Annotated in this window: 27 protein-coding genes; 23 read left to right on the top strand and 4 right to left on the bottom strand. The window is 36.8% G+C overall.

Going from position 1 to position 21,262, the window contains the following annotated elements; all coding sequences use genetic code 11:
- Nucleotides 1–211: 211 nt before the first annotated feature.
- Together IQI_RS01485 and IQI_RS01480 are read left to right on the top strand one after the other, a co-directional pair.
- Nucleotides 212–442, top strand: a complete 231-nt coding sequence (locus IQI_RS01485) for a YqkE family protein (protein WP_064091095.1) — start codon at nt 212–214, stop codon at nt 440–442.
- Complete coding sequence (locus IQI_RS01480; protein WP_156509814.1) at nt 421–966, top strand: GrpB family protein; 546 nt, start codon at nt 421–423, stop codon at nt 964–966. The genes IQI_RS01485 and IQI_RS01480 overlap by 22 nt, the downstream gene beginning before the upstream one ends.
- A gap of 28 nt (nt 967–994) precedes the next feature.
- Here IQI_RS01480 and IQI_RS01475 read toward each other — a convergent pair whose 3' ends face one another.
- Together IQI_RS01475 and mciZ are read right to left on the bottom strand one after the other, a co-directional pair.
- Nucleotides 995–1,918 (bottom strand): aldo/keto reductase, encoded by a 924-nt coding sequence (locus tag IQI_RS01475; protein WP_064090957.1) that lies wholly within the window; start codon nt 1,916–1,918, stop codon nt 995–997.
- A 91-nt stretch (nt 1,919–2,009) separates the two neighbouring features.
- The gene (gene mciZ, locus IQI_RS20190; protein ID WP_231893365.1) at nt 2,010–2,147 is read right to left on the bottom strand and encodes a Z-ring formation inhibitor MciZ; all 138 of its coding nucleotides are present in this window, start codon (nt 2,145–2,147) and stop codon (nt 2,010–2,012) included.
- Between the two features lie 84 nt (nt 2,148–2,231).
- On the opposite strand from mciZ, the gene IQI_RS01470 reads away from it, so the two are divergent.
- On the top strand, nt 2,232–2,780 hold the full coding sequence (locus IQI_RS01470) for an NUDIX domain-containing protein (RefSeq protein WP_064090958.1): 549 nt from the start codon (nt 2,232–2,234) through the stop codon (nt 2,778–2,780).
- Between the two features lie 25 nt (nt 2,781–2,805).
- Here the strand turns inward: IQI_RS01470 and IQI_RS01465 are convergent, their stop codons facing one another.
- Entirely contained in the window at nt 2,806–3,390 is a 585-nt protein-coding gene (locus IQI_RS01465; protein ID WP_064090959.1) for a GNAT family N-acetyltransferase, read from the bottom strand.
- Between the two features lie 169 nt (nt 3,391–3,559).
- Between IQI_RS01465 and spoIIM the strand changes: the two genes are divergently transcribed.
- The 17 genes from spoIIM to IQI_RS01380 all read left to right on the top strand — a co-directional run bounded on the left by spoIIM (nt 3,560) and on the right by IQI_RS01380 (nt 18,338).
- Nucleotides 3,560–4,213: a stage II sporulation protein M gene (gene spoIIM, locus IQI_RS01460; protein ID WP_064090960.1), complete on the top strand. Its 654-nt coding sequence runs from the start codon at nt 3,560–3,562 to the stop codon at nt 4,211–4,213.
- 109 nt (nt 4,214–4,322) lie between these two features.
- Complete coding sequence (gene fur / locus IQI_RS01455) at nt 4,323–4,781, top strand: ferric iron uptake transcriptional regulator (RefSeq protein WP_064091093.1); 459 nt, start codon at nt 4,323–4,325, stop codon at nt 4,779–4,781.
- 206 nt (nt 4,782–4,987) lie between these two features.
- On the top strand, nt 4,988–5,215 hold the full coding sequence (locus tag IQI_RS01450; RefSeq protein WP_064090961.1) for a YqzK family protein: 228 nt from the start codon (nt 4,988–4,990) through the stop codon (nt 5,213–5,215).
- Nucleotides 5,216–5,221: 6 nt separating this feature from the next.
- Nucleotides 5,222–6,115, top strand: coding sequence for a site-specific tyrosine recombinase XerD (gene xerD / locus IQI_RS01445; protein WP_064090962.1), 894 nt, complete (start codon nt 5,222–5,224; stop codon nt 6,113–6,115).
- Between the two features lie 205 nt (nt 6,116–6,320).
- Nucleotides 6,321–7,505 (top strand): phosphopentomutase, encoded by a 1,185-nt coding sequence (gene deoB / locus IQI_RS01440; protein ID WP_064090963.1) that lies wholly within the window; start codon nt 6,321–6,323, stop codon nt 7,503–7,505.
- A 106-nt stretch (nt 7,506–7,611) separates the two neighbouring features.
- A complete protein-coding gene (locus IQI_RS01435) occupies nt 7,612–8,427 on the top strand; it encodes a purine-nucleoside phosphorylase (RefSeq protein ID WP_064090964.1) in 816 nt (271 codons plus the stop codon).
- Between the two features lie 99 nt (nt 8,428–8,526).
- Nucleotides 8,527–9,831, top strand: coding sequence for a pyrimidine-nucleoside phosphorylase (locus IQI_RS01430; RefSeq protein ID WP_064090965.1), 1,305 nt, complete (start codon nt 8,527–8,529; stop codon nt 9,829–9,831).
- Nucleotides 9,832–10,033: 202 nt separating this feature from the next.
- The gene (locus IQI_RS01425; RefSeq protein ID WP_064090966.1) at nt 10,034–11,200 is read left to right on the top strand and encodes a D-alanyl-D-alanine carboxypeptidase family protein; all 1,167 of its coding nucleotides are present in this window, start codon (nt 10,034–10,036) and stop codon (nt 11,198–11,200) included.
- 104 nt (nt 11,201–11,304) lie between these two features.
- Nucleotides 11,305–11,655 (top strand): anti-sigma F factor antagonist, encoded by a 351-nt coding sequence (gene spoIIAA, locus IQI_RS01420; protein ID WP_064090967.1) that lies wholly within the window; start codon nt 11,305–11,307, stop codon nt 11,653–11,655.
- 1 nt (nt 11,656) lies between these two features.
- Nucleotides 11,657–12,100 carry an anti-sigma F factor gene (gene spoIIAB, locus IQI_RS01415; RefSeq protein WP_064090968.1) on the top strand — a complete coding sequence of 148 codons (444 nt, stop codon included), beginning with the start codon at nt 11,657–11,659 and terminating at the stop codon, nt 12,098–12,100.
- Between the two features lie 12 nt (nt 12,101–12,112).
- Nucleotides 12,113–12,874, top strand: a complete 762-nt coding sequence (sigF, locus tag IQI_RS01410; RefSeq protein WP_064090969.1) for an RNA polymerase sporulation sigma factor SigF — start codon at nt 12,113–12,115, stop codon at nt 12,872–12,874.
- Nucleotides 12,875–13,063: 189 nt separating this feature from the next.
- A complete protein-coding gene (locus IQI_RS01405; protein ID WP_064090970.1) occupies nt 13,064–13,684 on the top strand; it encodes a stage V sporulation protein AA in 621 nt (206 codons plus the stop codon).
- Nucleotides 13,674–14,096 (top strand): stage V sporulation protein AB, encoded by a 423-nt coding sequence (locus IQI_RS01400; RefSeq protein WP_064090971.1) that lies wholly within the window; start codon nt 13,674–13,676, stop codon nt 14,094–14,096. Before IQI_RS01405 ends, IQI_RS01400 begins: the two co-directional genes overlap by 11 nt.
- Before the next feature lie 19 nt (nt 14,097–14,115).
- Nucleotides 14,116–14,694 (top strand): stage V sporulation protein AE, encoded by a 579-nt coding sequence (locus tag IQI_RS01395; RefSeq protein ID WP_064090972.1) that lies wholly within the window; start codon nt 14,116–14,118, stop codon nt 14,692–14,694.
- A complete protein-coding gene (locus IQI_RS01390; protein WP_064090973.1) occupies nt 14,678–16,156 on the top strand; it encodes a spore germination protein in 1,479 nt (492 codons plus the stop codon). Before IQI_RS01395 ends, IQI_RS01390 begins: the two co-directional genes overlap by 17 nt.
- A 76-nt stretch (nt 16,157–16,232) precedes the next feature.
- The gene (gene lysA / locus IQI_RS01385; protein WP_064090974.1) at nt 16,233–17,540 is read left to right on the top strand and encodes a diaminopimelate decarboxylase; all 1,308 of its coding nucleotides are present in this window, start codon (nt 16,233–16,235) and stop codon (nt 17,538–17,540) included.
- A 444-nt stretch (nt 17,541–17,984) separates the two neighbouring features.
- Entirely contained in the window at nt 17,985–18,338 is a 354-nt protein-coding gene (locus IQI_RS01380; protein WP_064090975.1) for a GNAT family N-acetyltransferase, read from the top strand.
- Nucleotides 18,339–18,394: 56 nt separating this feature from the next.
- On the opposite strand, the gene IQI_RS01375 is transcribed toward IQI_RS01380, so the two are convergent.
- Nucleotides 18,395–18,916: a DUF309 domain-containing protein gene (locus IQI_RS01375; RefSeq protein ID WP_064090976.1), complete on the bottom strand. Its 522-nt coding sequence runs from the start codon at nt 18,914–18,916 to the stop codon at nt 18,395–18,397.
- A gap of 166 nt (nt 18,917–19,082) precedes the next feature.
- Between IQI_RS01375 and IQI_RS01370 the strand changes: the two genes are divergently transcribed.
- The 3 genes from IQI_RS01370 to IQI_RS01360 all read left to right on the top strand — a co-directional run bounded on the left by IQI_RS01370 (nt 19,083) and on the right by IQI_RS01360 (nt 21,051).
- Nucleotides 19,083–19,844: a segregation/condensation protein A gene (locus tag IQI_RS01370; protein ID WP_064090977.1), complete on the top strand. Its 762-nt coding sequence runs from the start codon at nt 19,083–19,085 to the stop codon at nt 19,842–19,844.
- Nucleotides 19,831–20,424: an SMC-Scp complex subunit ScpB gene (scpB, locus tag IQI_RS01365; RefSeq protein WP_064090978.1), complete on the top strand. Its 594-nt coding sequence runs from the start codon at nt 19,831–19,833 to the stop codon at nt 20,422–20,424. Before IQI_RS01370 ends, scpB begins: the two co-directional genes overlap by 14 nt.
- 132 nt (nt 20,425–20,556) lie before the next feature.
- The gene (locus tag IQI_RS01360; RefSeq protein ID WP_064090979.1) at nt 20,557–21,051 is read left to right on the top strand and encodes a DUF3907 family protein; all 495 of its coding nucleotides are present in this window, start codon (nt 20,557–20,559) and stop codon (nt 21,049–21,051) included.
- Nucleotides 21,052–21,262 lie beyond the last annotated feature (211 nt).

Below are 21,262 nucleotides of genomic sequence, written 5' to 3'. Positions count from 1 at the left end.
GGCTCGACTTCCTCCCCGCGGAAAGCGAGCATCCTGCAGTGGAAATCAACTACTAATGTCTCCTCCAAAAAAGCAACAATCTTTAAAGGAATAGCAATTCAAAACATGATCATTTCCTTTTCTCAAAAAAAACCAACAGTAAATGCTAACAGAGTCTTTGACTAACAGACAAAAAAGATTTATAACTAATGACAGATAGGAGGAATCGTACATGTCTAAAAAGAAAAAACAGGAAGCTGAATTAACGCTGAAAAACTCCATTAATGAAAACATTTTTCAACAATTAAAGAATAAAAAGGAGGAACTGGAAAAAGAAGAAGCGGTTAAAAAAGAGGAAGAACGTGTGAAGAAAGCAGAAGAGAAAAGGATAAGAGAAAAAAATAAGAGCTTTGAAGAATTGTTGAATGAAAGCAATATGAATTGGAAGAATTACAAAGAGTAATGAGAGAAGTGAAAGTAGTACCTCATCAAACCCATTGGAATGAATTGTTTCATAGAGAAAAAGAACTTTTGCAAACAATACTTCCAAAGGAAGCAATCATTCATCATATTGGATCAACGTCTGTTTCGGGTCTTTCAGCAAAACCAATTATCGATATCCTGGTAGAAGTATCTTCTTTAGATGAGATAGATGGAATGCAAAACTTCTTTCAAAGATTAGGATATATAGGAAAAGGTGAACATGGGATTCCTAACCGCCGCTTTTTTTTGAAAGATCATGAAGGCAGAAGAATAGTGAATCTACATATTTTTCTTAAGGATACTCATGAAGTCACCAGGCACTTAGCTGTGCGGGATTATTTAAAAAAACATGAATTAGAAGCAAGGAAATACGGAGAGTTAAAGGAAGCGGTGGCAAAATTAAATCCTCACGATATTGAAGGATATATTCAAGGGAAAGATACTTACGTCAAACAACTTGAAAAAAGAGCGTTGGATTGGCATGAAAAGAATAGGAGTGAGTAGAAAAATATCCTGCTCGCTCCTATTCTTTTTAGTCTCTATGCTGTTCGTAATGGGAGGGTTTTGTTAATTGTTTTAATAGATCTACCTCTTCTTTGGAGAGAGGAGGATTATTTACAGCTTGTAAATTTTCTTCAAGCTGCGCAATCGAGCTTGCCCCAGGAATAACCGAAGCGACTGATGGATGTGATAAATTAAATTGCAAAGCGAGCTCATTCATACTTCGCTTATCTCCTAATTTTTCATGAATGGAATCAATGGTCTCTTCAAGCTCCTGATAGGAATAGTTCAGATAACCATTTTCTTTGATTTTTGAAGAGGCTTTTGCAAGCATTTTCTCTGATAGAAGTCCTTTCCCTAAAGGACCACGAGTAACGATACTCACATTATGCTCTTTTAATAACTCCATCCACTCTTCAGGTCGACGATCTAGCAGGTTGTATTGCATCATGACACTTACAATAGAAGATTCCTTGAGGAATTGTTTTATCACATTAGGTCGAATGGAGGATATTCCATAAAAACGAATAAGACCTTCGTCTTTTAACTCTTCGAAGGCTTCGATTGTTTCGTCAAAATGATCTTCTATTGTACCACCATGAAGCTGATAAAGATCTAAATAGTCCACGTTTAAGCGAGACAGGCTATCTTTTACAGCAGATTTAATGTACTTTTTTGAAGGATCCCAACGCCACCCATCTTCTACATCATTCCAACGATTTCCGACTTTAGTAGCAAGAATGATATCGTCACGAACCTCTCGGATAGCTTTTCCAACGATTTCTTCATTTTTTCCGAAATCATATAAATCAGCGGTATCAAGATAATTAACCCCATTTTCTAAAGCATGTTGAACGATTTTCTTCGCTTCTTCCTCATTCGTCCCAAGGGACATACAGCCTAGCCCCATTTTCGATACGAATAAATCGGAGTTTCCTAATCGTCTTTTTTCCATTGTATCCGTCCTTTCGAATTAAACCTTACTATCTTATATTAACGAAAGGTTGAATAACTAAACAAAAGAAACGAATTTTGAAAAAGAAATCTTATGTCTTTCTTTGTTGAATTGAATCAATCCATTGCTTGACTGTTTCAAAAGATTGATTATATTCCTTAAGCTTCTCTCTAATTTCCCATGCTTTCCCTATTAGGATTATTCGATCATTTTTCGTTATTATTTTCAAAATGAAGTTCACCTCGTTCTTCATATCAAATATGGTAGAATGTATGATGAAAAGATCAATGAAAGAACAAGGAGAGTCGAATAAATGAAGAAATTTGAAGAACTAACCGTTAAATCCGAAACGATTTATGAAGGGAAAATCATTGATCTGTACATTGATGAAGTGAAGCTTCCCAATGGAAAGACATCTAAAAGAGAGATTATCAAGCATCCAGGTGCTGTTGCAGTCATTGCATTGACATCAGAAGATAAAATCGTAATGGTAGAGCAGTATAGAAAAGCCCTGGAAAAATCGATTATTGAAATTCCGGCTGGGAAACTCGAGCCAGGGGAAGAACCAATGAAAACAGCTCTTCGGGAATTAGAAGAGGAAACAGGATATGGGTCTGAAAACCTGGAACATCTAATTTCTTTTTATACGTCTCCCGGGTTTGCAGATGAGCTGGTTCATCTGTTTGTAGCAAAAGACATTTATCAAATAGAAGAATCAAGAGAAACCGATGAGGATGAATTTGTAGAGTTAGTAGAAGTAAACGTAGAAGAAGCTTTGGGATTAATTAAAGAACAAAGAATATACGACGCAAAAACAGCATATGCCGTTCAATATCTTCAATTGCAAAAGTTAATGAAATAATAAAAACAGCTAATCCTTTTAGGGATTAGCTGTTTTTATGACTCCAATCATTCGGAATAACAGCATAAATACAAGTGTTACGTTTTTTTCCCTCTTCATTCACAGCCACATGTTGTAAAACTGCTTCTAATACATACCCTAATTTTTCAGGCACTTTTCTGGAAGGGGTATTTTCCTCATCACAACGAATTTCAATTCGTTGACAAGAAAGTGTGTGTAAGGCAAAAGAGGTAAGTGCTTCAACAGCCTCTGTAATATAGCCTTTTTTTGTATGATGACTATGAAGCCAGTACCCAATTTCAACCTTGGGAATCTCCCAGTCTATTCGATGAAAACCTGAAGAACCTACGAATTCCCTTGTTTCTTTTAGATAGATATGGAGGCGAATGTCTGTTTTTTTGATGAAATCTCCATAAGAGTCCCTTATTCCGGCTTCGACTTCTTGAACTGATTGTTCTTTCCTGGCAAATGGAAGCCATGACTTTAACTCATTTCTTGATTTTTCAATAGCGTCATGTACTTCGATTCCATCACCAGGCTTACATGGTCTTATGATCAGTCTAGCTGTTTCAATATATTCCGGAAACTCTATTAAGCTAATTGGTTTCATCTTATCCCTCCATTATTTTGACGTATGGTTATTAGTTTCCATGATTATACATTTCTGTGTTTGAGAATTCAATAGAATAATAGAATCTGCTGAATACAAGAGTAACCTGCATAAATAAGCCTCCCCTCTCATATAGATTAGTAATTGATACTCTAGGAGGAGCACTGTGATGCGCAAAAAAATTTCAAATTCAAATCCACTCGTACAACATGTACAAGCACATTCCTCAATCTACTTATTTATTATTACCTTGTTTTTAATGGGGGTCATATTCGGTGCCATTGTAGTTAATTCATTATCCTTTGCACAAAAGGAAGATTTGTATTTCTATTTGAGTAAATTCTTTAGTGAAATGGAAGATGGAAGAATGACTTCCTCAGAAGAATTGTTTAGACAAAGCTTTCTTCACAATGTAAAATACCTTGGATTGATGTGGATACTAGGTATTTCAATCATTGGACTTCCCTTAATATTTGTTCTGTTATTTATGAAGGGAGTAGTAGTAGGATTTTCAGTTGGATTTTTAGTAAATCAAATGGAATGGAGCGGTTTTTTGCTGTCATTTGTTAGTGTGTTACCGCAAAACATCATTATTATCCCGGCTTTTATCTTTATTGGAGCCGTTAGTGCCAGCTTTTCCTTAACTCTTATTCGTAAAATCTTTATGAAGCATGGACCATCCATACAATTTCAGATGATTCCGTTCTTATCTAGATATGTGATATTTCTAGTCTTGGCTATCGGAATTGTAACGATTGCCTCTAGCATTGAAGCGTATCTGTCTCCTTATTTAATGAAAACGGTAATTTCAAATTTTAAATAATTATTCTCATTTAATAATCGTTATACTTGTTTGATTATAATAATTTTATTTTGCTTATTCTTCCCTTTTTGATATAATAATATAGACATTGACGAGGGAGGGAAGGAAGATGGAAAGCCGTATTGAACGAATAAAAAAACAACTTCATTCAGCAAGTTACAAGCTTACCCCACAACGTGAGGCAACTGTAAGAGTGTTGTTGGAACATGAAGAAGATCACCTCAGTGCCGAAGATGTATACCTCCTCGTTAAGGAAAAGTCTCCGGAAATAGGACTAGCAACCGTATATCGTACACTTGAATTGTTATCTGAATTAAAAATTGTTGATAAAATTAATTTTGGCGATGGTGTATCACGTTATGATCTTCGACAAGAAGGGGCAGCTCACTTTCATCATCATTTAGTGTGTATTGAATGTGGAGCAGTCGACGAAATTCAAGAAGATCTATTAGAAGACGTAGAGAATATTGTAGAGCGAGATTGGAAATTTAAAATAAAAGATCATCGACTAACCTTTCATGGTATCTGTTCTAGATGTCAGAAAGACTCTGATGATACAGAAGAATAATATAATGAAGAAAAGCCTTTAAAGACGCAATCGTTGTTTCATGATGAAACAGCATATACATATCTTTGGGGCTTTTTTTCATACCTGTTCATAAATATTTAGATATTCTGCTTTCATAAGGTATAAAACAGTTTAAAATCGTCATAGCTTGTATTAAGAGATATAAAGACTGTTAAAGTACTAATGAATATGGAGGCCTTCTAGTTATGAAGAACGGAATTCGAATCATATGGCATACGCTTAAGGTGTTTATTTTATTTACTGGTTCAACGATCTTGTTTTACTATGGTATTATGTGGATAAGTGAAGAATACGAAGGGTATCACAGATATGATGAACCAGAAGGGGCAGCAGTAAAGGTTTATTCATCCATAACGAATGAAGAGAGCAACTGGTATGATCGATTATTATTTTTTTATATGAACGGGGAGTAATGCAGTGTGGAAGACCATATTCAAGATTTTATGCACTTTTTAAAAGTTGAAAAAGGACTGGCGAATAATACGATAGAATCATATCAAAGAGATTTGAAAAATTATGTACTCTATCTCACCAAGGTTGAAAATGTTTCGAACATCAATGATGTTTCCAGAGTCAATATTGTACAATTTTTAGGCTATTTGAAAAAACAGGGAAAGTCTTCAAAGACGATTGCTAGACATGTTGCTTCAATCCGTTCTATCCACCAATTTTTACTAAGGGAGAAAGCGACGGACCAAGACCCTACTGTTCATATTGAGACACCTAAAACCGAAAGAACTCTCCCTAAAATTCTTAGTATTGCTGAGGTAGAAGCATTATTAGAAGCCCCAGATGAATCTTCACCGTTAGGCTTGAGAGATAAAGCAATGCTTGAACTTCTTTATGCTACTGGTATTCGAGTCAGTGAATTAATCACTCTTAAATTAGATGATGTTCATTTGACCATGGGATTTGTAAGATGTATCGGGAAAGGAAACAAAGAGCGTATTATCCCGATAGGACAGACAGCCATGAATGTTCTAGGAAAGTATTTAGAAGAAGGAAGACTTTCCTTAAGGTCAAAAAAATATAAAGATGATCACCTTTTTCTCAATCATCACGGCAAAGGGCTCACAAGGCAAGGATTCTGGAAAAACCTTAAAGCACTTGCGAGGAAAGGGAACATTGAAAAAGATCTAACACCTCATATTCTTAGGCATTCATTTGCTACTCATTTATTAGAGAATGGTGCAGATTTAAGGGCAGTCCAAGAAATGCTTGGACATGCTGATATTTCAACAACTCAAATTTATACCCATGTAACCAAAACAAGATTAAAAGATGTTTACTCACAATTTCATCCTAGAGCGTAACAAAAAGAGATTTCTTAAAGAATTTATGACACTTTAAGGGATCTCTCTTGTTTTTTTATGTAGGGAAAAGTAAAATATAGATGTCAGACTTCTGACGTGATGGTAAATTGGACTTATCTATAAAAGAAAAGGGTATGATACGATTATCGTCTGAAAATGAAACCGTTTTTCTTAAAAATGAAACCGTATTAATAGGAGGTTTACAATGAGTAACTATACATATAAACGTGTGCATTTAGTAGTAATGGATTCGGTAGGGATTGGAGAAGCTCCAGATGCTGAACTGTTTAATGATAAAGGTACTGATACCTTAGGACACATTGCTGAACGTATGAATGGGTTGAATATGCCCAATATGGCGAAGCTGGGACTTTCAAATATTAAGGAAGTAAAAGGTATTGAAAAAGCTGAAAAACCACTTGCATACTTTACTAAGATGCAAGAGTCTTCTGTTGGAAAAGATACAATGACAGGACATTGGGAGATAATGGGCCTACATATTGATACTCCATTTAAAACCTATCCAGATGGTTTTCCTGAAAAGTTAATACAAAAGTTAGAGGCTGAAACAGGAAGAACAATTATTGGAAACAAACCAGCCAGCGGCACAGAGATTATCGAAGAACTAGGGAAGGAACATATGGAAACGGGAGCATTAATTGTTTATACATCTGCAGATCCTGTTCTTCAAATTGCGGCTCATGAAGACATTATCCCTATTGAAGAGCAGTATAAAATTTGTGAAATTGCCCGTGAGATTACAAAGGATGAAGAATTCTTAGTGGGTCGTGTCATTGCTCGTCCATTTGTGGGAGAGCCAGGAGAATTCAAACGTACTTCTAATCGTCATGATTATGCATTAAAGCCTTTTAATCGTACAGTGATGAACGAGCTAAAGGATTCTGGATTTGATGTCATTGCTATCGGGAAAATTGCGGACATCTATAACGGAGAGGGAGTTACAAAGTCCATTCGTACTAAGCATAATATGGACGGAATGGATGGACTAATCAATACATTTGATGAGTCATTCACAGGATTAAGCTTTTTAAACCTTGTCGATTTTGATGCGTTATACGGTCACCGTCGTGATCCTGAAGGCTATGGCAAGGCACTAGAAGAATTTGATGCTCGTTTACCAGAAGTATTTGAGAAAATGACAGAAGATGATCTTCTCATTATTACAGCCGATCATGGTAATGATCCTACAGCTCCAGGAACAGATCATACGAGGGAATATGTTCCTCTAATTGTTTACTCTAAACGCTTTGATCAAGGAGAAGAATTACCAATAAGCGAAACCTTCGCTGATATTGGGGCGACTGTTGCCGATAACTTTAATGTTAATATGCCAAAGTTCGGTAAAAGCTTTTTATCTCGTTTAAAATAATGATATTTGGAAGAATTAGGATAAGGGGAAGAGGTGGTGTTCATGAAAATGGAACGATCTCTCTTTTCTGTTGATTTTGAAACCAAGAACAAAAGGAGCAATCTAAATGAATTACGAAAAAATTCAAAATGCAGCCAATCACTTGAAAAATCAATATACTGGACAACCGAAAGTAGGGTTAATTCTAGGGTCTGGTTTAGGAGTATTAGCTGATGAAATTCAAAATTCGGTTAAAATTCCGTATAAAGAAATACCTGATTTTCCAGTATCAACTGTAACGGGTCACGCTGGTCAGCTTGTATTTGGTCAATTAGCAGGACAAGAAGTGGTCGCTATGCAAGGACGTTTTCATTATTATGAAGGGTATGGATTTGATAAAGTCACATTCCCTGTCCGTGTAATGAAGGAATTGGGCGTGGAAATTCTAATTGTGACAAATGCCGCCGGTGGAGTGAACGAAAATTTCCAAGCAGGCGACTTGATGTTAATTTCTGACCATATTAATAATATGGGAGGCAATCCATTAATAGGAGCAAATGATTCCCGTTTGGGACCAAGGTTCCCGGATATGTCTGAAGCTTACTGTAAACAATTGCGCCAAAGTGCGAAAGAGATTGCAGAATCACTTTCTCTAAAAGTCCAAGAAGGGGTTTATGTAGGGAATACAGGTCCTACATATGAAACACCTGCTGAGGTGCGTCTTGCACGCACACTTGGAGGAGATGCTGTTGGGATGTCTACTGTGCCTGAAGTCATCGTAGCTCGCCATGCAGGTATGAAAGTTCTGGGAATATCATGTATCTCTAATATGGCAGCTGGTATTTTAGATCAACCTCTTTCCCACGATGAAGTAATCGAAACGACTGAAATGGTACGTGCTAATTTCTTATCATATGTAAAAGCAATTGTGAAATCTCTTTAAACAGTCTCTCTTCAACAAAAAAGAGAGTGACGGGAACGGAAAGTAAGGACTTTGATTGGCAGACCTATATAAACAAATATATTAAAGTTGGTGAAAACAATGAGAATGGTTGACTTAATAGAAAAGAAACGTGAAGGTAACGAATTAACAACGGAAGAAATCAGATTTATTGTGGAAGGGTACACGGATGGAACGATTCCAGATTATCAAGTAAGTGCTCTAACAATGGCGATTTTCTTTAAAGATATGAGCGACAGAGAGCGTGCAGATTTAACAATGGCTATGGTCGAGTCTGGGGATCAGATTGATCTATCTGCTATCGAAGGAATCAAAGTGGATAAACACTCAACAGGAGGAGTAGGCGATACGACAACATTGGTCCTTGGGCCACTAGTTGCTTCAGTAGGAGTGCCTGTTGCGAAGATGAGTGGTAGAGGGTTAGGGCACACTGGAGGCACAATTGATAAACTTGAAGCGGTTGAAGGATTTCATGTGGAAATTGAAAATGATGAATTCATTCGACTGGTTAACAAGAATAAATTGGCTGTTATCGGACAAAGTGGGAATCTAACGCCAGCGGATAAAAAGTTATATTCATTAAGAGATGTAACCGCAACAGTTAATAGTATTCCTCTTATTGCCAGCTCCATTATGAGCAAGAAAATTGCTGCAGGTGCTGATGCAATTGTTCTTGATGTGAAAACTGGTGCCGGAGCTTTCATGAAAACATTAGATGACTCTAAAGACCTTGCAAAAGCAATGGTGAATATCGGGAATAACGTTGGAAGAAAGACAATGGCTGTTATATCCGATATGAGCCAACCACTTGGTTTTGCCATTGGGAATGCTTTAGAGGTAAAAGAAGCAATCGATACGTTAAAAGGCGAAGGTCCAGAAGACTTAACAGAATTGTGCTTAACTTTAGGAAGTCACATGGTCTACCTTGCGGACAAGGCTACTTCTCAAGAAGAGGCAAGAGACATGCTACAAAAAGCAATCCAAGATGGGTCAGCCTTAGAAAACTTTAAGGTATTCCTTGAATCACAGGGTGGAGATGCTTCAGTTGTAGATGATCCATCTAAACTTCCTCAAGCAAAATTCAAGGTGGAGCTTGAGGCAAAAGAAGACGGATATGTATCAGAAATAGTTGCAGATGCTGTTGGCACAGCTGCAATGTGGTTAGGTGCAGGAAGAGCGACAAAAGATTCTGTTATTGACTTAGCAGTTGGATTAGAACTGCGTAAGAAAATTGGAGATTCTGTAAAAGTTGGAGAGTCTATCGTAACGATTTACAGCAATCAGGAAAACCTGGAGGATGTAAAGAATAAACTTTACGAAAGTATTGAGATAAGCAGTGAAAAAGTGGATGCTCCTATCCTCATTCATACAGAAATCACAAACTAATATTCGAAAGCCCTTGCCTGGAGGATTCTCTAGGCAAGGGCTTTTTTATGTGGCCATTTTTAAATGACTCTTTTTCTAAAATAACATCAATCTTTAAGAAAAGAGCCTAAATTTTTGTATTTATTTGTATAAAATTGGTCATGATGGAAAAAATGGGTCTATGAGTATTGAATTAAACAAGATTTGATTGGAGGACGGTATGATGAAACGTTGTGTGTATATATTAATGGCATTTTTTCTCTTAACCTCTTTATTTCCTTCTATGATGTTCGCTGAGGAAAAGAAATCTGAGCTTGCTGAAGTAGCGAAATCTGCCATTCTAATTGAAAGAGATACTGGTACGGTGCTGTATGAGAAAAATAGTCATGAAAAGCTGGCACCGGCATCCATGACAAAAATTATGACCATGCTATTAATTATGGAAGCCCTTGAAAAGGGTCAAATTAAATGGGACGACAAAGTTCGAACAAGTGAATACGCAGCTTCAATGGGAGGTTCGCAAATTTTCCTTGAGCCAGGAGAAACAATGACCGTAGAACAAATGCTTAAAGGGATTGCGATTGGATCAGCAAATGATGCTTCTGTAGCAATGGCAGAACATATTGCAGGAAGTGAAGAAAACTTTGTTAACAATATGAATAAGAAGTTAAAAGAACTTGGGTTAAAAGATACACAGTTTAAAAATACAACTGGTCTGCCTTCAAAAGAGCATTACAGTTCCGCTCATGATATGTCTATGATGGCAAAAGAACTTTTAAAATATAATGACATCACAAAATTCACGGGAAGTTATGAGTCTTACTTACGTGAAGACACCGATAAAAAGTTTTGGCTCGTAAATACCAATAAACTAGTACGTTTTTATGACGGTGTAGATGGATTGAAAACGGGTTTCACAAATGAAGCGAAATATTGCTTAACAGCTACGGCAAAGAAAGACAATATGAGAGTCATTGCAGTAGTATTTGGAGCTCCAACTCCAAAGGAACGAAATAATGAAGTAAGTAAGATGCTTGATTATGCCTTTAATCAGTATCAAACAAAGCCTTTATACAAAAAAGGGGATTCAATCGAGAAAGTAAAGGTTTCAAAAGGGAAATCGAATAAAGTTGAAGCTGTAACGGATGAGCCAGTATCTATATTGACTCATAAAGGAGAAAAATTGGATGGGGTAACGAAAGTCATTACTTTATCAAAAGACCTGAAAGCCCCAGTCAAAAAGGGAGATAAAGTTGGAACATTGACGGTTATGAATAAAGGAGAAAAAATGTTAGAAACGCCACTAGTAGCTAAGAAGGATATGGAAAGTGCAAGCTGGTGGGAGTTATACAAAAAATCCTTTGGATTGTTTACAAAGACAAATAAGTAAATGCAAATTATGACGAATTCCTTCTAGTTTTGTCATGGAGAAGGAATTTAATATAGCGATAGCGAAATGACTCACTATACGACAGAGAAGGAGGCTTTCTGATAGTGAGTCTTGCTATTAACTTAGAAGTTAAAAAAGATGTCTTGTGCATAAGATTAAGTGGAGAGTTAGATCATCACACTGCCGATGATCTGAGGGAAAAAGCTTCTACCCTAATTGAACGAGAGAATATCAAGCATATTATCATGAATTTAGAGGAACTAAGCTTTATGGACAGTTCAGGCTTGGGTGTAATTTTAGGTCGATATAAGCAGATTAAGCAAAAGCATGGAGAAATGGTTGTATGTGCGATATCCCCATCTGTAAACCGATTATTTGAAATGTCAGGATTGTTTAAGATTATTCGTCTTGAGCCATCGGAAGAAAACGCATTACAAAGATTGGGGGTCGCATAAAATGAGAAATGAAATGAATATCCAGTTTAGTTCTTTAAGTCAAAACGAGTCTTTTGCAAGAGTGACGGTTGCTTCTTTTATCGCTCAATTAGATCCTAATATGGATGAATTAACAGAAATCAAAACAGTTGTTTCAGAAGCTGTGACAAATGCTATTATTCACGGGTATGACAACAAGCCTAATGGAGTTGTGTATATTTCCGTCATATTGGAGGAAGATGGATTTATCGATATGACCATACGTGATGAAGGCATTGGCATTGGCGATGTGGAGGAAGCGCGTCAGCCATTATATACCTCTAAGCCTGAATTAGAACGTTCTGGAATGGGTTTTACCATAATGGAAAATTTCATGGATGAGGTAGAAGTGTCATCACACCCTGGTACAGGCACTACGGTAAGACTGAAGAAGCACTTGACCAATAGTAAAGCGCTATGCAATTAAGGAGTCGTGCCTATGGATGTCGAAGTGAAAAAGGATAAAGAACAGCCCTTTTTGAAAGATCATGAAGTCAAAGCCCTCATTAAACAAAGTCATGAGGGAGACCAAAGTGCTAGAGACTTAATCGTTCAAAAAAATATGCGATTAGTTTGGTCAGTTGTTCAACGATTCCTCAATAGAGGCTATGAACCAGATGATCTTTTTCAAATAGGCTGTATCGGGTTGCTGAAATCAGTGGATAAGTTTGATTTAAGCTATGACGTAAAGTTCTCTACCTATGCTGTTCCTATGATTATTGGAGAAATTCAGCGTTTTATTAGAGATGATGGAACGGTAAAGGTAAGTCGTTCTCTAAAGGAAATGGGGAATAAGATTCGCAAAGCGAAAGATGAATTATCAAAGAAATTCGGTCGAGTACCAACTGTTAGTGAGTTAGCAGAGCACCTTGAATACTCTATCGAGGAAGTGATTATGGCGCAAGAAGCGAGTCGTACTCCTTCATCGATTCACGAAACAGTCTACGAAAATGATGGAGATCCCATCACACTATTAGATCAGATTGCTGATAACACAGATCATAAATGGTTTGACAAAATTGCTTTAAAGGAAGCGATTAGGGAATTAGATGATCGTGAACGATTGATTGTTTATTTGAGATATTATAAAGATCAAACACAGTCTGAAGTGGCAGATCGATTAGGAATATCTCAAGTACAGGTATCCCGACTTGAAAAGAAAATTTTGCAAACCATGAAAGAACAAATGTACACAGAGTAGATATAATCCTGGTGTTTTTGTGTTTCTTAAACGGAAGAAACATAGAAGCATTAGGGTTATTTTTGTTTATGTAAACACCTGTTGCAAAAATCCCACAATTTGAAGTAAATCAGCCATTACATAAATTAATTCCGTTAATACATACTATTGGTACGAGGGGAAAATCATGTTTTCAGGAAGTGATTTCGCATGGAAGGAATTGTGTACATTCGATTACGGAACCGTGTTCAAGTGAAAGAAGAAAGCTTAGTGAAACTCCATCAACTTGCACAAATTATTGCACCCGAATACGTTTTAGAAGAATTGAAGCAAATTCCTATTCATCAAGTGACCGCCAAGGATAAAAATATTATCGTTATCGATGTTATGAAAGTAATAAACAGTATTTTAAACAAAAAACCCCAACTAGATATTCAAACAATTGGACCGACACAAAGTATTATTGAGGTTATTTATAAGAAAAAGGCCGTCTCCTTTCCTTTGTTCATATGTGTCTGGCTGCTTTTATTTATAGGAGCCGCCATGGCTATTATGAATTTTCACGAGGATGTCAGTATGCGTGAGGTTCATCAACGATTGTATCACTTTGTAACTGGGGAAGAGGACCCCCATCCCTTGCTCTTTCAAGTACCTTATTCATTTGGATTAGGACTAGGAATGATTTTATTTTTTAATCATGTTTTTCGAAAAAGACTTAATGAAGAACCTAGCCCTTTGGAGGTTGAAATGTTTAAATACCAGCAGGATTTAGACCAATATGTCATACTCCATGAAAATAAAGAAAGTATGAAACATATAGATGACAATTAGTGTATTACTAACGGCATTTATTGGTTTTGCAGGTGGGTTAGCTGTAGGTTCTGGATTTGTCGCTTTCTTAACTGTTTTAGGAATCATTCCAAGATTGACTCAATTAACGAAAACGATGAAAATGATTCATTTTTATGAACTTGCAGTTGTGACAGGAGCGCTGGTAGGGGGTTTCATTAGCCTAAATGAAGTAACTCTTCATTTCACTCCATTTATCTTGGTCCCTCTTGGTTTAGCTAGTGGCATTTTTGTAGGACTTCTGGCGGCAGCCCTTACTGAAGTATTAAATGTGTTTCCTATACTAGCAAAACGGATAGGAATCGAAGGGAAGATCGTTGTTTTAATAATGGCAATTGTTTTAGGGAAAATATTCGGCTCACTCTTTCATTGGATTTTCTTAGTGCATCTATAATAGATAGGCAGGGGTTACGATGGTCAAAAAAAGAAAGGTGATATTAATTACAGATGGGGATGAATATGCCAAACGCGCAATAGAGCGAGTCGCGAAGTCCTATGGCGGGCGTTGTATATCAAGCTCAAAGGGAAACCCATCTGTATTAACTGGATCAGAAGTAGTAAAGCTAATTAAAAAAGCAAAGAACGACCCCGTCTTTGTAATGTTTGATGATAGTGGATTCTTGGGTGAAGGAGCAGGGGAAAGAGCCTTAAAGCATGTGGCCAATCATCCCGATATTGACGTATTAGGGATTATAGCGGTGGCTAGTAAAACAAGACAAGCTGAATGGACAAGGATAGACGTTTGTGTCGATAAATTTGGAAATTTAACACCGTATGGGGTAGACAAATTTGGAGTGCCTGAGCTTGAAATGGGCAGATTAAATGGTGACACTGTTTATTGTTTAGATGAACTAAATGTACCTATCATTGTTGGAATCGGCGACATAGGAAAAATGGCAAAGCGAGATCATTACTCACAAGGAGCTCCCATTACAAAAAAAGCAGTTGAAATCATCTTAGAAAGGAGCGGATACAATGCATCAAAAACCTGAAAATACGCCAATATCAAAGGATTTATCAGTCACTGAAGAATACATGAAAAATCATGTAGGGCTAAAAACAAGTTTCGATATTGGTGTTAGAAAGCTAATGATATTAAAAAAGGGAGTTCAAATTTATTACATCAATGGATTAACTGATGCCGCTTATATCATACAGATTGTCGAAGAACTTGTAGAGATTAATGATCATGAGAGAGCGACAAGTCGATTGTACGAAATTGTTTACAACCGTCTCGTTCATCAATCCGTAGAGCCTGTTAAAACCATTGAAGAAGCAGTAGATGAAGTATTGTCAGGTTTGATAGCAGTATTTGTTGAAGGGTATCAAGAGGCAATTATTGTTGATGTTCGAAGTTATCCAGGAAGGCAGCCATCGGAACCAGATACTGAAAAAGTAGTAAGAGGATCACGTGATGGATATGTAGAAAATATTATTGTCAATACAGCCTTGACAAGAAGAAGGATACGAGATCCTAGACTCCGTTTTGAAATTTTTCGGATTGGGGAGAGATCGAAAACAGATATATCTATTGCCTATATTGACGATGTTGCCAATCCCAGTCTCATTGAAGTAATAAAAAAAGAGCTGAAGAGTATTAAGATTGATGGTTTAACAATGGCAGACAAAACGGTAGAAGAATTTTTAGTAAAGCAAGGCTATAACCCATATCCATTAGTAAGGTACACAGAAAGAGCAGACGTAGCAGCTACACATTTATTGGAGGGACACGTCCTAATCTTTGTAGATACGTCGCCAAGTGTCATCATTACACCCACTACTTATTTCCACCACCTTCAACATGCAGAGGAATATCGTCAGTCACCTGCAGTTGGAACTTTTGTAAGGTGGACACGGTTTATGGGAGTTCTGGCTTCACTTTTTTTACTTCCATTATGGTATTTATTCGTTTTAGACCCGTCGTTATTACCTGAAATGATAAAATTTGTAGGACCTAATGAACAAACCAATATTCCAGTCATTGTGCAGTTGTTTATTGCGGATTTCGGGGTTGAAATGTTCAGGGTCGCGGCCATTCATACTCCAACGCCTCTGTCCACTGCAATGGGTCTTATCGCAGCTGTATTAATTGGACAGATAGCCATCGATGTAGGGTTGTTTCAGCCCGAGGTCATTCTGTATGTAGCTGTTGCTTCGATTGGAACGTTCGCAACACCAAGTTATGAATTAAGTGCTGCAAATAAGATTTCAAGACTCTTTTTACTAATAGCCGTTGCCCTCTTCCATATTCCTGGACTGATGATTGGGAGCACACTTTATATTTTATTTGTGACTAGCATTAAGTCACTGAATACACCGTACCTATGGCCGTTAATGCCGTTTAGTCCGACGGATTTTGTGCAAATTCTCATTCGTCGATCTATGCCTGGTGCAAAAATAAGACCTAGTATTGTTCAGCCACGAAATAAATACAAGCAGCCTGCAAAATCTTAGAATATTGCAACACCTCTCATTCTGTGTTAAATTACTTTTAATTACTAAAGGAATAAAGAGGGGAATGAGGGTTTTCATGCATCTTCATGGATCAACAAAAATTAATGCTACAGGACATTTAACTATAGGTGGGGTAGATACTGTAGAACTTGCAGAACAGTATGGTACCCCACTTTATGTATATGATATTTCGTTAATAAGAGAGCGAGCTAAAGGGTTTAAAGAAACCTTTGAAACTCTTGGTGTAAAGGCGGAAGTTGCCTATGCAAGTAAAGCATTCTCAAGTATTGCTATATTTGAATTGATGAAGGAAGAAGGTCTCTCTCTTGATGTAGTTTCTGGAGGAGAGTTGTATACAGCCCTTAAAGCGAATTTCCCTCCAGAGAGAATACATTTTAATGGTAATAATAAATCCATTGAAGAATTAAACATGGCCGTTGAAAACAAAATTGGCTGTATTGTGGTAGATAATTTTTATGAATTGGATCTTATTAAAGAAATTTCTCAACGGATAAATCAGCCTACTAAAGTTTTGCTAAGAGTTACTCCTGGAATTGAAGCTCATACACATGATTATATATTAACTGGCCAGGAAGATTCCAAATTCGGTTTTGATTTAGGTAACGGCCAAGCTGAAAAAGCGATGAAGATGGCAATGGAAGCAGAAACAATCGACTTATTAGGGTTGCATTGTCATATTGGCTCTCAAATTTTTGAAACTACGGGCTTTATTTTAGCTTCTAAAAAAATCATGGAGAAGATTGCTGATTGGAAAGCGCGCTATCAATTCATCCCGAAAGTAATTAACTTAGGAGGAGGATTTGGGATTCGCTATACAAAAGAGGATGACCCCATTCCACCTTCTCAATATGTAGAAGAAATGATTTCGGCAGTGAAAGAGGAAGCGCTGAGACTTCATTTGGAAATGCCTGAAATTTGGATTGAGCCTGGACGTTCCCTTGTAGGGGATGCTGGAACAAGCCTTTATAAACTAGGTTCACGAAAAGAAGTGCCAAATATTAGAAAATATTTAGCTATCGATGGTGGAATGAGCGATAACATCAGACCAGCACTTTATAATGCAAAATATGAAGCAGTCCTTGCCAATAAAGCAAATGACAATCCTGAAGAGACTGTTTCAATTGCAGGTAAATGCTGTGAATCCGGGGACATGTTGATTTGGGACCTTCCTCTTCCCCAGTCTGTGGCCGGTGATATTCTAGCTGTTTTTTGTACAGGTGCCTATGGTTATTCTATGGCGAATAATTACAATCGAATTCGTAGACCAGCCGTGATTTTTGTGGAGGATGGCGAATCCAGACTCGCTGTAAGAAGAGAAACATATGAAGACATTATCGCTCTGGATGTACCTCTAATGAAATAATCTAAAGTGGCCAGACGAGTTTATTCGTCTGGCCCTCTTTCACGGCTTTTTATATTTCATACTTTAATAAATTTATATTTTACTATACAATAACAATGACTATTAAAGGTGAATATAGTGTAAGTAAAGGAGCTCGTAATGAAGATTAGCAATGTAAAACTATTCTTGTTTTTATTAGTATTCGGTCTGCTTTGGGGAATAATTTACTGGCTCTTCCTAGCAGGGAACTGATCCCTTAAGTTGATTAATAATAGTAAATTTAGTAAGATAGATAAACGTTCTGAATGATCGACAGCTACAACCAAATCGTACACATCTTATTTGTGGTAATTGATTGTTAAAGGCCGACAATAGATACAAGTGCCTTAAATTGAAATAAAATTTCTAGTTTTTGTCTATAATGTTGGTAAAAGGTTTAGGCATAAAACGTAACGAGGGGTAAATATGTTAATTCGGTATAAAAAGGCGTTTGAGAAGATTGCAATGGGGTTATTATCTTTCATGCCAAATGAAAAGGATTTGAAAAAGCTTCAACAAACAATGAAGCAATACGAAACTGAAGATAATTGGCAGCTTTTTTTATGGAAAGAAGAGGACATAGTTGGTTTAATAGGGGTATTTAAAACAGATACCACTTTGGAAATACAGCATATATCAGTCAACCCTTCCCACCGCCACGAAGGAATTGGGAAATCGATGGTAAAGCACTTAAGGGATATGTTCTCAGAACATACAGTAAAACCAAACTCTGAAACCGCATCATTTTTTGGAAAGTGTGATGAAGAAGAAGTCATTTGAAAGTGATGCAAAAAGGAGACTAGCCCATCTTGCTCAAACAGTAGATTTGAGATGGTTTAGTCTCCTTTTCTTTTTCGTAATGCATTCTTACGTTCCAAAATAACCGGAGTTCGGTCCCGAAGAGAATGCCTGTGAATGAGTTGTTTGTTGGATAAATCACTGGGAGAGCACCATGTGAACCCTTTTTGTGAGCATAGTGATTGAGCTTGATTTAACAGTGATGAATCTGTGATGGGTAGGTTAAGGCTTACATAGGGCTTATTAGATGCAAGACGTTCCTTAAGGTCACCAAGCAAATCTTGAAGTTTGGCTCCATCTAATCCTAACTGCTCTAGTTCACTCACATTATTATTGATGTTCTTTAATGCTTTATCGAGAGTTCTCGACGCCCCCGGTAAATTGTTTCTTCGGTAGTGATAAAGACTTACAGCAATCTGTATCAATCCTACCCAATGAGATGCGCGGTTTTTTGGATCAACTTCCTTCCAATATTCTTCTAGTACTTCATGGCATTCAAAGTAATCACGGCTTCCATGAAAGTAGATTAAATAAAGTAAATAAGGTTGTGGGTAATTCATCCTTAACCTCCTTTGCTATTAAAGTGTAGCATATTCTATACACACCCCAAAACAGTTAGTCTGTTGACCATCTAATACAAAAAATGTATTGGAGATTAGAGTGTCAATCTACTATACTATTAAGTAGCTACTCGAGGATGACTGCAATTAGAAATTTGGTGATAAAGTGGAATACAATGTTAAAATAGACGCTTTCGAAGGTCCTCTCGATCTTCTTCTGCATCTAATAAATTCGTTAGAGATTGATATATATGATATTCCGATGGCTCAAATTACTGAGCAATATTTATTATATGTACATACGATGAAGGATTTGCAATTAGACGTTGCAAGTGAATATTTGGTAATGGCTGCAACCCTTTTAGCAATTAAAAGTAAAATGCTTCTTCCAAAACACGATGAAGCTCTCTTAGATGATGATATTGAATTTGAAGACGATCCCCGAGATGAACTAGTAGAAAGACTGATTGAATACCGTAAATTTAAAGAGGCTGCCAATGAATTAAAGCAACGTGAAGAGGAAAGAGGACAATTTTATACAAAGGCTCCTAGTGACCTGTCTGAGTATACTGAAGAAGTAGATACAAAAAGTAATGAAATCCAAGTCTCCCTATACGATATGCTAGGTGCCTTTCATAAATTACTTAGACGTAAAAAACTCCAAAAGCCTGTTCAAACCAGAATAACAAGACAAGAAATATCCATCGAGACAAGAATGCAAGATATTCTCAATACTCTACACAAAATAGAGGGACGGACCTCATTTACAACTCTTTTTCAAGCAGAAAATAAGGAACATCTGGTTGTCACCTTTTTAGCTGTTTTAGAATTGATGAAGAGGAAGCAATTAATTGTAAGTCAAGAAACAAATTTCACAGAAATTTTCGTTGAATCATCGAAGGAGGTAGGGCTTGTTGAACATCATTAATTGGAAAGGGATACTAGAAAGTTTACTTTTTGCAGCAGGAGATGAAGGCCTTTCATTAAAACAAGTCTGCTCAGTCCTTGAAATTGAAGAAAGTAAAGCACTAGAAATTCTTGAAGAACTGAAGCAAGACTATGAAAGAATAGAAGAAAGAGGCATATACATGATTGAACTAGCTGGAACGTATCAGCTAGTGACAAAAAAATGTAATGCTGATTATTTAAAAAAGCTAGTAGAGTCACCTAATGTCAGCTCCTTATCTCAAGCGGCGTTAGAAACTTTAGCGATTATTGCCTATAAACAGCCCATAACGAGAATGGAAATTGAGCAAATTAGAGGGGTGAAAACAGAGCGCCCTATCCAGACTCTCATGGCAAAAGGCTTAGTTAAAGAAGTTGGAAGGGCTGAAGGAACCGGGCGTGCCTATCTGTTCGGAACAACAAAAGAATTCTTAGACTACTTTGGTTTAAATAATGTCGATGAACTTCCTCCTCTTCCAGAAAATATTCAAGATGAATTTATGCAGGACGAAGCAGATCTGTTTTTTGAAAAATTTCAAGAAACAATAGAGGCGAAGGAATAAAATAGTGTAATATTAGTAAATATAGGTAAATAGGCAGGGGCTACTTCTTATTCCCTGCCTCACTTATGAGTGGTTATTTCAGAAAATTCAATTAATCAAGCGCTGGGTAGGATTAGAGATGGAGGGGACTAAATGTGCAATCTTCTAATTAAATCTCAAGTTCAAGAAGTTCAAATTTTTCTCGAGGAAGAGGTAGATAGAATTGAAGGATATTTGAATGCAACGACTATTACAAGTCTATTATTAGAAAAACAGGGAGATCGCGCCTATTTTGAAGGGTTGCTTTCAAATTTAAGGAGACTACTTGTTTTTTGTGAGGAAGGACTTGATAAGTGTATCATTGTGTTACAAAGCGAGCCTTTCATGAAAAATCTAGCAGAGAAAACGCTCTATAAAATCTATCATCAATGCATAGAAGAGTTTTTTTCACCTCGTTACGACTTGTGGTTTGAAGATAGTAGAGCTGCATACTTAGAGTCCAATTCCATTCGATTCCGTCAAGAGCCCCCAAAAAGCTTTGCTCACCTAATAAATCAAGTAGAGATAGAGTTTCGTAGTATGCGTGAAGAACTGGAATACTACGAAACAGATTACAAAAGAAAAACGCTTCTTTCTAAAGGGTCATAAATTAATAAAACAACACTGAAAAGAAACTCTTTTTCAGTGTTGTTTTTTTGTACATGCATCTTAGAGGACATTGTGGATACTGTTCCAATCAACAGTTCAGTTGATCTCAGTAATAATAGAGCCAAGGTTACGTTTTATATAAGGCTCTTTTCGTAAACTTTGTTTTTTTTAAAAAAAAGGAAAGAAGTGGTTGATTGCAGCGAGAGGTTCT

Origin of the sequence: Rossellomorea aquimaris TF-12 (genome assembly GCF_001648555.1) — a bacterium.
GTDB classification, from domain to species: Bacteria; Bacillota; Bacilli; order Bacillales; family Bacillaceae_B; genus Rossellomorea; species Rossellomorea aquimaris.
Note: the sequence above shows the minus strand (reverse complement) of the source record. Positions and strands in the feature narration are given on the sequence as shown.